The 13,436-nt window shown below is 70.9% G+C and carries 13 protein-coding genes; 3 read left to right on the top strand and 10 right to left on the bottom strand.

Going from position 1 to position 13,436, the window contains the following annotated elements:
* Positions 1 to 61: 61 nt before the first annotated feature.
* A complete protein-coding gene (locus ASG95_RS06950; RefSeq protein WP_235543534.1) occupies positions 62 to 1,963 on the bottom strand; it encodes a bifunctional UDP-sugar hydrolase/5'-nucleotidase in 1,902 nt (633 codons plus the stop codon).
* Between the two features lie 152 nt (positions 1,964 to 2,115).
* Positions 2,116 to 3,396, bottom strand: a complete 1,281-nt coding sequence (locus ASG95_RS06945) for a homogentisate 1,2-dioxygenase (protein WP_057376989.1) — start codon at positions 3,394 to 3,396, stop codon at positions 2,116 to 2,118.
* Positions 3,397 to 3,496: 100 nt separating this feature from the next.
* Between ASG95_RS06945 and ASG95_RS06940 the strand changes: the two genes are divergently transcribed.
* The gene (locus ASG95_RS06940) at positions 3,497 to 4,351 is read left to right on the top strand and encodes a hypothetical protein (protein ID WP_157581779.1); all 855 of its coding nucleotides are present in this window, start codon (positions 3,497 to 3,499) and stop codon (positions 4,349 to 4,351) included.
* Position 4,352: 1 nt separating this feature from the next.
* The gene (gene fahA, locus ASG95_RS06935; protein ID WP_235543532.1) at positions 4,353 to 5,633 is read left to right on the top strand and encodes a fumarylacetoacetase; all 1,281 of its coding nucleotides are present in this window, start codon (positions 4,353 to 4,355) and stop codon (positions 5,631 to 5,633) included.
* A 9-nt stretch (positions 5,634 to 5,642) separates the two neighbouring features.
* On the opposite strand, the gene ASG95_RS06930 is transcribed toward fahA, so the two are convergent.
* The gene (locus ASG95_RS06930) at positions 5,643 to 6,557 is read right to left on the bottom strand and encodes an RDD family protein (RefSeq protein WP_057376988.1); all 915 of its coding nucleotides are present in this window, start codon (positions 6,555 to 6,557) and stop codon (positions 5,643 to 5,645) included.
* Positions 6,558 to 6,684: 127 nt separating this feature from the next.
* On the bottom strand, positions 6,685 to 7,905 hold the full coding sequence (gene hppD, locus ASG95_RS06925; RefSeq protein WP_057376987.1) for a 4-hydroxyphenylpyruvate dioxygenase: 1,221 nt from the start codon (positions 7,903 to 7,905) through the stop codon (positions 6,685 to 6,687).
* A gap of 108 nt (positions 7,906 to 8,013) precedes the next feature.
* On the opposite strand from hppD, the gene ASG95_RS06920 reads away from it, so the two are divergent.
* The gene (locus ASG95_RS06920; RefSeq protein ID WP_057376986.1) at positions 8,014 to 8,490 is read left to right on the top strand and encodes an Lrp/AsnC family transcriptional regulator; all 477 of its coding nucleotides are present in this window, start codon (positions 8,014 to 8,016) and stop codon (positions 8,488 to 8,490) included.
* Between the two features lies 1 nt (position 8,491).
* On the opposite strand, the gene ASG95_RS06915 is transcribed toward ASG95_RS06920, so the two are convergent.
* The 6 genes from ASG95_RS06915 to ASG95_RS06890 form a co-directional block, all read right to left on the bottom strand.
* Positions 8,492 to 8,701 carry a dodecin gene (locus ASG95_RS06915; protein ID WP_056923837.1) on the bottom strand — a complete coding sequence of 70 codons (210 nt, stop codon included), beginning with the start codon at positions 8,699 to 8,701 and terminating at the stop codon, positions 8,492 to 8,494.
* Positions 8,702 to 8,771: 70 nt separating this feature from the next.
* Positions 8,772 to 9,167 (bottom strand): hypothetical protein, encoded by a 396-nt coding sequence (locus ASG95_RS06910; RefSeq protein ID WP_057376985.1) that lies wholly within the window; start codon positions 9,165 to 9,167, stop codon positions 8,772 to 8,774.
* A 121-nt stretch (positions 9,168 to 9,288) separates the two neighbouring features.
* Positions 9,289 to 11,040 carry a DEAD/DEAH box helicase gene (locus ASG95_RS06905; RefSeq protein WP_057376984.1) on the bottom strand — a complete coding sequence of 584 codons (1,752 nt, stop codon included), beginning with the start codon at positions 11,038 to 11,040 and terminating at the stop codon, positions 9,289 to 9,291.
* 130 nt (positions 11,041 to 11,170) lie between these two features.
* On the bottom strand, positions 11,171 to 12,157 hold the full coding sequence (locus ASG95_RS06900) for a zinc metalloprotease (RefSeq protein WP_056923709.1): 987 nt from the start codon (positions 12,155 to 12,157) through the stop codon (positions 11,171 to 11,173).
* Positions 12,158 to 12,342: 185 nt separating this feature from the next.
* Positions 12,343 to 12,654, bottom strand: a complete 312-nt coding sequence (locus ASG95_RS06895; RefSeq protein WP_056923710.1) for a DUF3039 domain-containing protein — start codon at positions 12,652 to 12,654, stop codon at positions 12,343 to 12,345.
* Positions 12,655 to 12,762: 108 nt separating this feature from the next.
* Positions 12,763 to 13,314 carry a YqgE/AlgH family protein gene (locus ASG95_RS06890; RefSeq protein WP_056923838.1) on the bottom strand — a complete coding sequence of 184 codons (552 nt, stop codon included), beginning with the start codon at positions 13,312 to 13,314 and terminating at the stop codon, positions 12,763 to 12,765.
* Positions 13,315 to 13,436 lie beyond the last annotated feature (122 nt).

The raw sequence follows: 13,436 nt of genomic DNA, 5'->3' as shown, positions 1-13,436 counted from the left end.
GACGACTGACCCGAACGGCCGACGACCGGCCGATGACTGACCAGGCCGGGCGACGGCCGACCTAGTGGCGGCCGCCCTCGGCGGCTCCCTCGACGACGACGGGCTGGCCGTTCGAGACGAGCCTCCAGTCGTACGTGGTGAAGGTGGTCGGGTCGATCACGCCCTGGTCGGTGGCCCAGTCGATGAGGAGCTGCCGGATCTCGACCTGCGCGTTGTAGAGGACCGGAGCCGTGGTCACGCCGGGGAAGCCGCCACCACCGGACTGGCGGTAGTTGTTGATGGCGATGACGAACCCCGCTGCCGGGTCGATCGGTTGCCCGGCGTAGGTGAGGTTGGCGATCCGCTGGCCCACCGGCTGGGCGATGTCGATGTCGTAGGCCAGGGAGGCGTCGAGGCCGCCCATGATGTCGTAGTTGTAGTCCGGGATGGGGCTGCCGGTCGTCGGGCTGATGGCACCGGTCACGGCGTCGGGGGCGAAGGGTCCGGTGCCGGTGACGGTCTTGAAGTAGGCGGCGGAGTACTCGAGGTAGGCCTTGACCTGCGCGCCGGTGAAGCGGATGCCCAGGAGCGTGTTGTCGTAGATGTACAGTCCCGCGACGTCGCGCACGGTGACATTGCCCGCGGGGATCGCGGCATCGCGGTTGAAGGGCGCGGCGATCGACAGTACCGGCAGCGACTCGTCGGGGGTGCCGGCCAGCGCCGCCTTCACGGCGTCGGCCTGCACGTGGTTGATGAAGTCGATCGCGGCGGTGTCCTCGAACCGGGCCGTCGCCGCCGACATGGCCACGGTGCAGGTGCCGATGACGGAGTTGACGTAGGTGCGCACGATGGCGTGGTCCTCGAGCACGAGGGCGGCCACCTCGGGGTCCTCCGGGACCGTCTTCGCGTCGAGGAGCGTCGCACGAGAGCTGGTCAGGTGCCAGCGGCCCTTGCTGAACTCGAGGACGAAGTCCATGACGGACAGCCGCATCCCCCACTTGAGCGGCTCGGTCAGCAGCACCTTCTTGCCGGGCGTGACCTTGCTCGGCACGAGCAGCTCGACGACCTCCTCGTGGGCGTGCCCCACGAGGACCGCGTCGACACCCGCAACCTCTTCCGCGAGCTGGCGGGACGCGTTCTCCGGGAACGGCAGCGCGTCGCCGTACGACGAGCCCGGCTTGGAGCCCGAGTGGCACGAGACGATGACGAGGTCGCACCCGGCCTGCTTCAGCCGCGGGACCATCACCTTTGCCTGCTCGACGATGCCCGGGAACTTCACCAGTCCCTCGACGTTGGCCTTGTCCCAGATGGCGACGCCGGGCGTCACGAGGCCGAGGATGCCGACCTTGACCGGCTTGCTCCCCCGGACCTGGAAGGTGCGGATCACGTAGGGCTTGAAGATCGGGGCGCCGCTGGTCCAGTCGACCGAGTTGGCGCTGAGCAGCGGGAAGCTGCACTGCGACTCGAAGGCACGCAGGGTGTCGAGCCCGTAGTTGAACTCGTGGTTGCCCAGGGCGGCCGCGTCGTAGCCGATCGCGTTCATGGCCTTGGCCATCGGGTGCTTCGACCCGCCCGTGATCGGGTCGACCTTGGCGTAGTAGTAGGCCAGCGGGGTGCCCTGGATCGTGTCGCCCGCGTCGAGCAGGAGGGTGTTCTGGGCGCCGCGCTCGGCCCGGACAGCGCTGACCAGGGTGGCGATCTTGGCCAGGCCGATGTCGTTGTGCGCCGAGTCGTCGTACTCGACGTCCTTGAAGTAGTCCCAGTTCAGCGCGTTGCCGTGGGTGTCGGTGGTGCCCAGCACGGTCAGCCGGAAGGTGGGCGGCGTCTTCGCCGTCGGCCGGCCGGCTTCGGGCACCGCGTCGGCCCGCGGGGCACTGGCGAAGAAGGCCGCTCCGGCCCCTCCGACGACCGCGAGCGCGAGCATCTCGCGACGGCTCGTCTCGTGCTGGACGAGGTCCTGGACGGCGGGGCGGGCGGACGTCACGATTGCCTCCAACGACAAGTGGCCGGGAGCGGGGGCGGCTCCCGGGTGCGCGAGCCTCGTCGTCGTCGACGGGGCGGGTCTTTCAGCCTAACCCGGGCATGACACGACAGACCATGCCGAACTGGCAAAGTCTGCCGGTCAGCCGATGCTGGTCAGCCGATGCTGTAGTCGGAGCCGTCCCCCGTGGCACCGTCGCCGGTGCGACCGCGGCTCCACGACCAGGCGTACTTCCCGTCGTCGACGGCCCGACCACCCTCACCGAGCTCGAGCGGGCGGAAGGTGTCGACCATGACGGCCAGCTCGTCGAAGTACTCGACGCCGATCGACGCCTCCGACGCCCCGGGCTGCGGCCCGTGGGCATGACCGCCCGGGTGCACCGAGATCGAGCCCTTGCCGATGCCCGAGCCCTTGCGGGCCTCGTAGTCCCCGTCGACGTAGAACATGATCTCGTCGCTGTCGACGTTGGAGTGGTAGTAGGGCACCGGGATCGACAGCGGGTGGTAGTCGACCTTGCGGGGGACGAAGTTGCAGATCACGAAGTTCCAGCCCTCGAAGACCTGGTGCACCGGCGGCGGCTGGTGCACCCGGCCGGTGATCGGCTCGTAGTCGCGCACGTTGAACGCATAGGGGTACAGGCACCCGTCCCAGCCCACGACGTCGAGCGGGTGGAACGGCAGGGTGTGCACGGTGCCGACGATCCCGCCCGGTCCGTTCCCGCGGTGCTTGATGTAGACCTCGGTCTCGTCGCCCGGCTCCGCGCCGACGTCCTCGGCGAGCAGCGGGCCGGCCGGTGCGCGCAGGTCGCGCTCGCAGTAAGGCGCGTGCTCGAGCAGCTGGCCGTACTTGGACAGGTAGCGCTTGGGCGGGGCGATGTGGGAGTTCGCCTCGATGCAGTAGGTCCGCAGCGGCTCCTTGGCCGAGCGCTTGGGGATCCACCGGTGCGTGGTGGCCCGCGGGATGACCAGGTAGTCGCCCTCGGCCACGTCGAAGGCCCCGAACACCGTCTCGACCCGCGCCCTCCCGCGCTCGACGTACACGCACTCGTCGCCGATCCCGTTGCGGTACCACGGGCTGGGAGCTCCGGCCACGGCATACGAGATGCGCACGTCGCCGTTGCCGAGGACGAGGCGACGGCCGGTCACGACGTCGGTGTTCTTCACGTCCTTGGCCTCGAAGAGGTCGTGCAGCTTGAGGTGCCTGGGCATCAGCGGGTGGTTCGGCGTCGTCGACAGGTCGCCGATCACCCACTCCCGCGCGCCCGCGACGGTCGAGGGGATGTTGCGGTGGTAGAGCAGCGAGGAGTCGGAGGAGAAGCCCTCCTCCCCCATCAGCTCCTCGTAGTAGAGCTCGCCCTGCTTGCCTCGGCCGGCCGGCCGGCGGTGCTGGGTGTGCCGCTTCGGCGGGATGTTGCCCTGGTGCTGGTAGAACGCCATCGCTCACTCTCTCGTCCGGTGGTCCCTCGTCCGGTTGGGGCGAGCATTGCACGACCGACCGCCATCCCGACACCGTGGGCTGCCCGGTAGCCTCACCGCCATGACCTCGCTGTCGGATGCCGTGGCCGACCGCCCGGCCGAGCCGGCCCTGTTCGCCGGCCTCGTCGACGACGCCGCCGTCTTCCCCCCGGGCAACGCACCGCTCGCGGAGGCCGTGCGGCTCCACCGCATCCACCGCGCGAGCCGGTATGCCGCGTGCGTCGGTCCGCTGCTCGTCCCCGCCTCGGCTGCCCCCGACCTCACCGGCCTGCTCGACGGGGCAGCACTGGCTGTCGGGGTCATCGGCCGGCCCGGCACCCCGGCCTCCGAGGTGGCCGACGCGGTGGCGCTGCTGCGCCGGATTCCCGGCGTCGAGGTCGCGGGGGTGGAGCTCGGCTGGACCCCGGACTGGCGGGCCACGGACTTCGGTGGGCTCCCCCGCACCCTCGAGGTGCCGCGCGGCTCCGAGCAGGAGACAGCCGTCGCCGACATCGCCGCCGACGCCTCCGATTCCGTTGTCCTGCAAGCAAAGTTCCGCACGGGCGCGACCGAGACCTGGGCCTGGCCCGACGAGGCCGAGCTCGCGACCTTCGTCCGCACCGCCATCGACCACGACCTCGGCTTCAAGCTGACCGGCGGGCTGCACCACGTCGTCCGCGGCACCCACGACGACCAGGAGCAGCACGGGCTGCTCAACGTCCTGGCGGCGGTCCGCTGGGCGCTCAACGGCGAGGAGGTCGACGAGCTGGTGCCCCTGCTGGCCGAGCGCGACCCGGCCGTCCTCGTCCCCCAGGTCACCCGCATGAGCGCCGCCGACGCGGCGATCGTGCGGGCCTTCTTCACGGCCTACGGCTGCTGCGAGGTCACCGACCCGCTCGGCGAGCTGACCACCCTCGGCCTCATCCAAGGAGCCTGACGTGTCCTCCCCCTCCACGCCGGTCACCGCCACGGTGCCCGCACAGTCCTGGCTCGACCTCCCCGCCGGCCACCCGTTCGGGGTCGCCCACCTCCCCTACGGCGTCTTCTCGACCTCGCGCACCACGCCCCGGGTCGGCGTGCGGATCGGCGACTGGGTGCTCGACGCCAGCGAGGTCGCCCGGATCGGGCGGGACGCCGTGGGCGTGGGCGACGGCCCCGACCTGACGGCCGCGTGGGAGCAGCCCAGCCTCAACGCCTTCCTCGACCTGGGCCACGAGGCCTGGGCGGTCGCCCGCGCGTGGCTGGTCGAGATCCTCACCGACGACGTCCACGCGGAGGGCGTCCGGCCGCACCTGGTGCCGCTCGCCGACGTCACCCTGCACCTGCCGATCGAGGTCGCCGACTACGTCGACTTCTACGCAAGCGAGCACCACGCCACGAACGTCGGTCGCATCTTCCGCCCCGACTCCGAGCCACTGACCCCGAACTGGAAGCACCTGCCGATCGGCTACCACGGTCGCTCCGGGACGGTCGTCGTCTCCGGCACCGACCTCGTCCGGCCGCAGGGCCAGCGCAAGGCCCCGAGCGACCCGGCACCGACCTTCGGGCCGAGCCGCAAGCTCGACATCGAGGCCGAGCTGGGCTTCGTGGTGGGCGGCGGCACGACGCTCGGCGAGCCGGTCGACGTCGGCCTCGCCGCGGAGCAGCACCTCTTCGGTGTCGTCCTGCTCAACGACTGGAGCGCCCGCGACCTCCAGGCCTGGGAGTACGTGCCGCTCGGGCCCTTCCTGGGCAAGTCGTTCGGGACCTCGATCAGCGCCTGGGTCACCCCGATGGCGGCCCTGGCGTCGGCCCATGTCCCGCTGCCCGGCCAGGACCCCGAGCCGCTCCCCTACCTGCGTGGTGGGGCCGACGCGGTGTTCGGGCTCGACCTGCACCTCGAGGTGGACTGGAACGGCACCGTCGTCGCCCGGCCGGAGTTCCGCGACATCTACTGGTCGCCGGCCCAGATGCTGGCGCACCTGTCCGTCAACGGCGCCTCGATCCGCAGCGGTGACCTGTTCGGCTCGGGCACCATCTCGGGCGCCGCGAAGGAGACCCGTGGGAGCTTCCTCGAGCTCTCGTGGAACGGCACCGAACCGGTGCAGCTCGAGGACCGCAGCGAGCGGACCTTCCTCGAGGACGGCGACACGGTCGTGCTGCGCGCGTGGGCCACCGGCACCGACGGTGCGCGCCTCGAGCTGGGCGAGGTCAGCGGCACGATCCTGCCGTCCCGCTGACCCGGCGGCCTAGCCCCTGGGCTGCTTCCCCACCACGACGTTCGTCCGCGCGAGCTTGTCGTGCAGGGCCTGCCTGCGCTCGTCCCAGGCCGGCCACAGGAGGTCGACCAGGGCCACGAGCGAGAACAGGTTGCCGAGCAACGGGATGTTGCCCAGCAGGCTGAGCCCGGCCTGCAGTGACGTGCGCTTGGCCGCATCGCCGACGGACAGCACGCCGGGCCGGTCGCGCAGCCGCACGCTGATGCCGACCGCGGCCTTGCCGGGCGTGGCGCCGGTGCGGCTGAGGAAGAACACGGCGTACCCGAAGGTGATGACGGCAGCGATGACGCCGAACGCCAGGATGTAACCGAAGTTGACGTTGTCGGCGGTGATCCGGTCGAAGGCGCCCGGGTCCCCGGAGTCCATGGCCGTGACCAGCTCGTCCCACACGGGCTCGAAGCCCTTGAACAGGAACCAGCCACCGAGCACCAGCATCAGCACGAACTGGATGATGCCGTCGAGGATGAACGCGCCGACCCGCTGCCAGTAGCTCGCGAGCGGCTGGCCGTCAGGGGTGGTGGCCACCCGCTGCACGCCGCCGTAGGTCGGGGCGTTCCAGCCGCCCTGCGGCGACCCGGGGAACTGCGGGTTCTGCTGTCCCGGCTGGGGTGTCGGTGGGGCCGACCAGCCACCGGTCGCCGGCGGCTGCGCCGGTGCCTGGCCCGGCACCGGGCTCGGCGACGGCGCCTGGGTCCCGCCCTGGCCCGGGTACTGCGGTGGGTGGCCCTGTCCCGGGAACTGCTGCTGGCCGGGCTGCGCCACCCCTGTCGCGGGCCGCGTCGAGCGGGGCGTCGTGTGCTTGCTCCAGACCACGCCGTCGAAGTACCGCAGCTGGCTGTCGTCCTCGGGGTCGTCGTACCAGCCGGGAGTCGTGGGCGTGCTCATGCCGCAAGCCTCTCACGCGCGCAGGAGCCTTCCTCCCACGCCCACCGCAGGTCGGTGCCCCGGCCACGGCAGGGGCAGGTGTGCCGGGTGGTCACCACCCGGCATACCCCCTGTCGTGCGGTGCGGCTCAGAGGTTGCCGCGCGCGTCCTGCTCGCGCTCGATGGCCTCGAAGAGCGCCTTGAAGTTGCCCTTGCCGAAGCCGAGGGAGCCGTGCCGCTCGATGATCTCGAAGAACACCGTCGGGCGGTCGCCGAGGGGCTTGGTGAAGATCTGCAGGAGGTAGCCGTCCTCGTCACGGTCGACGAGGATCTTGCGCTTCTGCAGCTCTTCGATCGGGGCCCGCACCTCGCCGATGCGGGCGCGCAGCTCCTCGTCCTCGTAGTAGGAGTCGGGGGTGTCGAGGAACTCGACGCCGTTCGCGCGCAGCTCGTCGACGGTGCGCAGGATGTCGTTCGTCGCCAGGGCGAGGTGCTGGGCACCGGGACCGTTGTAGAACTCCAGGTACTCGTCGATCTGGCTCTTGCGCTTGGCGATGGCCGGCTCGTTGAGCGGGAACTTGACCCGGTGGTTGCCGTTCGCCACGACCTTGGACATCAGCGCGGAGTAGTCGGTGGCGATGTCGTCGCCGATGAACTCGGCCATGTTCACGAAGCCCATGACCTTGTTGTAGAAGGTCACCCACTCGTCCATCTTGCCGAGCTCGACGTTGCCGACGATGTGGTCGAGGGCCTGGAAGAGGCGCTTGGGCGAACCCTCGCGCTTGACCCAGGTGGACGTCCTCGCGACGTAGCCCGGCAGGTAGGGGCCGTCGTAGCGCGAGCGGTCGACGAGGGTGTGCACCGTCTCGCCGTAGGTCGCGATCGAGGCGATCCGCACCGTGCCGTGCTCGTCGGTGACGTCCTCGGCCTCGCGGACCACGCGGGCGCCGGCGCGCTTGGCCTGCGCCACGCACTTGTCGACGTCGGGCACCTCGAGCGAGATGTCGACCACACCGTCACCGTGCTTGGCGTGGTGGGCGATCAGCGGGCTGTCGGGGCTGACCGCGCCGTTGATGACGAAGCGGATCGAGCCCGACTTGAGGACGAACGACTTGTGGTCGCGCTGGCCGTTCTCGGGGCCGCTGTAGGCGACCAGCTCCATGCCCCACGCGGACTGGTAGTAGTGCGCGGTCTGGCTCGCGTTGCCGACGACGAAGACGATCGAGTCCCAGCCGGTGACCGGGAACGGGTCCTTGCTCTCGTCGTACTCGACGAGGCCGACGAGCTGCTTGAGCTGCTCGATGTTGAGGTTGGCCTCGCGCTCCTGCGGCGTCAGGTCCAGGGCAGTGTCCGTGGCGTGAGTGGTCATGCGTGCAGGGTGCCGGGCTGGGGCCACGGTGTGCAACCGCGCCCCGTTGGGCTGCACACTCTGCGCAGACTGTTGGTCATACCCGGCCGGACAGTGGACAATGTGCCCATGAACCTCGACGAGCTCGACGGCCGGCTGATCACCCTGTTCAGCGAGCAGCCCCAGATCGGGGTGCTCGGCGCGTCACGCGAGCTCGGCGTGGCCCGCGGCACGGTGCAGGCTCGGCTCGACCGGCTGGTCCAGCACGGGGTGATCCGGTCCTGGGCGCCGCAGCTCGACGCCGCGGCGATGGGCTACCCGGTGTCGGCGTTCTGCACGCTCGAGATCCGCCAGGGCCGCGGTCACACCCCCGTGGTCGACCACCTCTCCGGCATCCCCGAGGTGCTGGAGGCGCACACCATCACTGGCTCGGGTGACCTGTTCATCCACATCGTCGCGCGCGACAACGCCGACCTGCAGCGGGTCATCGACGCGGTCGTCGACGACGAGCACGTCATCCGGGCGAACACGGCGATCTCGCTGGCCACCCGCATCCCGCTGCGCACCCTCCCCCTGGTCCGCGCGGCATCGACGGCTCGCTCCTGACTCAGTCGTCGAGCCGGAAGCCGAGCTTGACCGTCACCTGCCAGTGCGCGACCGCTCCGTCCGCGATCTGTCCACGGACGCTCTGCACCTCGAACCAGTCCAGGTTGCGCACCGTCTTGGCGGCCTGGGTGACGGCGTTGCCGACCGCGGCCTCGATGCCGTCGGGTGAGGTGCCGACGACCTCCGAGATGGAGTACACGTGGTTGGCCATGTCCTGCTCCGTCCTCGGCGGCCGGGCGTCGCCGTTGCCGGCCACGCTAGCCCTCCGGCGGTGATGCCGCCTAGACCGCGGAGAAGGCGTCGGGGTCGGTGCTCAGCCGGGCGCGGAACGCACTGTCCAGCGCGGCGTCGTCCTCGATCGCCTCGTCGTAGTGGTCGTCGGACGACAGGTCGAGGGCACTCGCGCTGGTCGGGTCGTCGAGGGCTCCGTCGGCGATCGCGCGACGCACCGCCGCGATCGCCTCCGAGGCCGCCGGCACGTGCAGCCAGCGGTAGCCCGCCTCGGCCGCGTCCAGCTCCTCGTCCGTCATGCTCTGCACGGCATCGAGGACGCCGTCCGCCATCGCCGAGCTGTGCAGGCGCAGGGCAGCGGCGAGCGCCTTGTCACCCTCGCCCGGGTTGGAGCCACCGGCCTCGAGTGCCGCGCGGTTCCAGATGCTGTCAGCCAGGTCGTCCATGACCGCAGCATGTCACCTGACCCGGCTCGCGTCCCCCGGAACACGCGCCGGTTCGAGGTAAACCCGCCGGGGACTCCCGGCGCGTTTACATCGAACCGAGAGGGGCCCGACGGCGACGCGATCAGCGCCGGCCGACGAACCAGGCCCGGATCTTCTCGACCCGTGCGACGACCTGCTCCGAGGTGGCCTCGTCGAGGGCGGGCCCACCGCAGGCCCGCCGCAGCTCGTTGTGGATGACTCCGTGCGGGGTGCCCTTCTTGCGCGCGTAGGCGGCGACCAGCTTGTTGAGCTCCTGGCGCTGGGCCGCCAGGGCCCGGTGCGCCGAGACCGGCTGCTCCACCTTGCGGGGGCGACGGGTGCTCTGGGCGGTCTGGCGCTCGTGGAGCAGCACCGCCATCTGGTCCGGCTCGAGCAGCCCCGGCAGACCGAGGTACTCCTGCTCCTCCTCCGACCCGGTGACGGCGTTGAGCCCGAACTGCTTCGCGTCGAAGAGCACATGGTCGAACTCCGCGTCGGACTCCAGCGCCTCGAAGGCCAGCTGGTCGATGTCGGGCGTGCGTGCGGTGCGGTTGGCGGCGTCGAGGAGGGCGTCCTCCTCGGCCCACATGGACGCCGCGCTGTCGTCCTTGCTGACCCGGTCGAGCGCGTGGTCGCGCTCGTCCTCGAGCCGGGCCGCGTGCTCGAGGATGACAGGCACGGACGGCAGGAAGACCGAGGCCGTCTCGCCGCGCCGACGCGCGCGGACGAAGCGCCCGACTGCCTGGGCGAAGAACAGCGGGGTGGACGTCGAGGTCGCATAGACGCCGACACAGAGCCGGGGCACGTCGACACCCTCGGACACCATCCGCACGGCGACCATCCAGCGCGACTCGCTCGCCGCGTACTCCTCGATCCGCGACGACGAGCCCGCGTCGTCGGAGAGCACCAGGGTGGGCTTCTCCCCGGTGATGGCCTCGAGGGTCTTGGCGTACGCGCGCGCCGCGGTCTGGTTCGAGGCGATCACGAGGCCACCGGCGTCGGGCACGCCGCGCCGCACCTCGGTCAGGCGCTTGTCGGCGGCGGCGAGGACGGAGGGGATCCACTCCCCCTTGGGGTCCAGCGCGGTGCGCCAGGCCTGCGCCATCGAGTCCTTGGTCAGCAGCTCCCCCAGCCGGGCCGCGATCTCGTCGCCGGCCTTGGTGCGCCAGCGCATGGCGCCGCCGTAGGCGAGGAACAGCACGGGCCGCACGACCCCGTCACGCAACGCCTCGGCATACCCGTAGGTGTAGTCGGCCGACGAGCGGCGGATGCCGTCGGCATCCTGCGCGTAGGTGACGAACGGGATGGGCGAGGTGTCGGAGCGGAACGGCGTGCCGGTGAGGGCGAGCCGGCGGGTGGCCGGCTCGAACGCCTCACGGATCGCGTCGCCCCACGACAGGGCGTCGCCGCCGTGGTGGATCTCGTCGAGGATCACGAGGGTCGGCACCGACTCGGTGCGGGTCCGGTGCAGTGCGGGCTTGCTCGCCACCTGGGCGTAGGTCAGTGCGACCCCGTCGTACTCGCTGGAGTGCCGGGCCGAGGAGTTGGAGAACCTGGGGTCGATGTGGATGCCGACCCGCGCGGCCGCCTCGGCCCACTGCGTCTTGAGGTGCTCGGTGGGCGCGACGATCGTCACGGCCGAGATGGTGCCCCGGCCGAGCAGCTCGGTGGCCAGGCGCAGCGCGTAGGTGGTCTTCCCGGCGCCGGGCGTGGCGACCGCGAGGAAGTCCCGTGGGTCGGCGCGCAGGTATGCCGTGAGCGCGGCCTGCTGCCAGGCGCGCAGCTTGTCGGCCGTCCCCCACGCCGCCCGCTCCGGGAAGGCTGGTGAAAGGTGCGAGGCGGCTGCGGTACTCATGGGACCGGCCACGTTATCCGTTGTCGCAAAACGACATGCCGAGGCCCCGGCGTCTCCGCCGGGGCCTCGGTCGTGTGCTAGGCCGCGAGGGCCGCTGCCCTCACCTGCCTACCGCGCTGTCAGCTGGCTGTCAGCCGCGGTAGGTCACCCACTGGTTCTGCATGCGGGTGGTCTGCCCGGCCGAGAAGGTGTTCATGCACGAGTCGTCCGTGTAGTCCATGAAGTTCTTGATCGGGTCGAGGCCGGTGGCGGAGCAGGTGTCCCGACCGGTCGGGCACCCGAACGCCGGAGAGGCCTCGGCCGGGGTGTCGCTCACCAAGTCGCCGCCCGAGCAGCCGCCCTGGAAGGTGTGGTAGAGCCCGACCCAGTGGCCCACCTCGTGGGTCGCGGTGTCGCCCTGGTTGTACGGCGACAGGCTGCCCCCGGGGATGCTGCGGTAGTCGATGACGACACCGTCGAGCGTGGTGTTGTTCGTGGACGGGAACTGCGCGTAGCCCAGCGTGCCGTCGGAGAACGTCGTCGAGTAGATGTTCAGCGCGGCCTTGGTGCCCTTGTGGAGGGCGGTCTTCATGGCCTTGGCGTCGCTCGGCTCCTGTCCGCTGGCGGGGAAGGCGATGCTGTACCAGTCGCTGTTCGTCGTGGTCTCCGTGCCGGCGAGGGTGAACGAGAAGCCCGACGAGGCGTAGGCGTTGTTGAGGACGTTCAGCTGGCTCTGGATCTGCGTCGTCGTCAGCTTGCCGCTCGTGCCGTTGGTGATCACGTGCCAGTAGACGCTGACCGTGGTCGCGGCGAAGGCGGGCGTCGTCGGCCCCGGCTTCCTGCTGCTGGTGTGGCCCAGCTTGCCACTGGCCATGGGGGCCAGGCCCTTGGCAGCCGCGGCGGTGCGGTAGGCGGCCTCCATGCGGTCGACCTGGGCCTGGCTGAACTCGTGCGGGTCGACGCGGTTGCCACCCTTGGCCGACCGTGCGGTGTTGACGGCGTCGGTGTGGGTCGCGCAGTCCGCGGCCACCGTGGCCTCACCGGCCATCGGCTGGGCGGTCGCGGTGCCCTGGCCGAGTCCGAGGGCGACGGCTCCCAGCATCAGGGAGGAGAGTGCGATTCGAGAGCGAAGCTTCATGGGCGTCCTTTCGAGGTGCCTCCCTCCGGGTTCGGTGGGTGGCTCGACCTCGCACGCTAGGAGCCCGATGCCCTGGCCCCGGGTCAGGAGAGGCAGGCGCAGGTAAAGACTCGTTCAGGCTTTCGGAGAAAATGAGACCCCTGTGCCTCGGCGGACGTTTGAGGCGCCCACCTGCACCGATGCGGCTACTCGCCGCCGTCCTGGGGTGCCCGCAGGCCTTCGTAGATCTCCTTGCACGTCGGGCAGACCGGGAACTTCTTCGGGTCGCGGCCGGGCACCCACACCTTGCCGCAGAGCGCGACGACGGGGTCGCCGGACAGGGCGCTCTCGAGGATCTTCTCCTTGCGCACGTAGTGCGAGAACCGCTCGTGGTCGCCGGGCTCCTGCAGCTGCTCCTCGACCTGCTCGCGCTCGAGCACGGCGGTCGTGGTGGAGGGCTGGGAGGGCTGGGCCTCAGGGGCCAGCGGGTCGTCCAGGGGGATCTGGGGCTCGCTCATCCCCCGAGTGTATGCCGCGTGGTTCAGCCGCGATTCGGTGCCACAAGCTCCGGATATCCGGGCGTTTCACTTCCAACAGGGGGCTACCGACCGAACGGGAGGAAGGGGTCAGTTCATCTCGGGGTCGGTCGGGAAGGTCGCCACAAAGGCGAGGTGGTCGCGCTGGCGCCGCAGCACCCGGGCCCACAGCTGCTCCGGGTCTGCGTCGAACGCGTCGCGGCCCTCGGACTCCACGACGTACCAGCTCCCCGAGCGGACCTCGTCCTCGAGCTGCCCCGGCGACCACCCGGCATACCCGGCGAAGATCCGCAGGCCGGCCACCTCGGGGACCACGATCGCGGGCGGGGTGTCGAGGTCGACGAGACCGAGCCCGCGGAACAACCGCTTCACCCCGAGCGGCTCGACGTCGCCGGGGACGGTGACGAGGCCGAGCGCACTGTCGAGACCGACCGGGCCGCCCTCGAAGAGCACCGAGGGCGCGGTGGCGTGGGCCTGCCAGTCGGGCAGCACCGCGTCGACGCGGGCGTCCATGGGCCGGTTGAGCACGACGCCCTGGGCGCCCTCCTCGTCGTGGTGGAGGACCAGCACGACGCTGCGACAGAACACGCCCTCCTGGATCTGGGGGGTCGCGACGAGCAGGCTGCCCGACAGGTCCTTGATCTCCACGAGTCCATTCTGCCTGCCGACGCCAGAGCCCCGGTCGCGGGGACCGGGGCTCTGGCCGTTCAGTTGATGCGCTCCCCCGCAACCTGGGCGCCCTCTGGGGGGCTCAGGCTGTGGCT

Source organism: Phycicoccus sp. Soil803, from assembly GCF_001429685.1.
GTDB lineage: Bacteria > Actinomycetota > Actinomycetes > Actinomycetales > Dermatophilaceae > Pedococcus.
The sequence above is the reverse complement of the archived record's forward strand: the minus strand, read 5'-3'. Positions and strand labels throughout refer to the sequence as shown.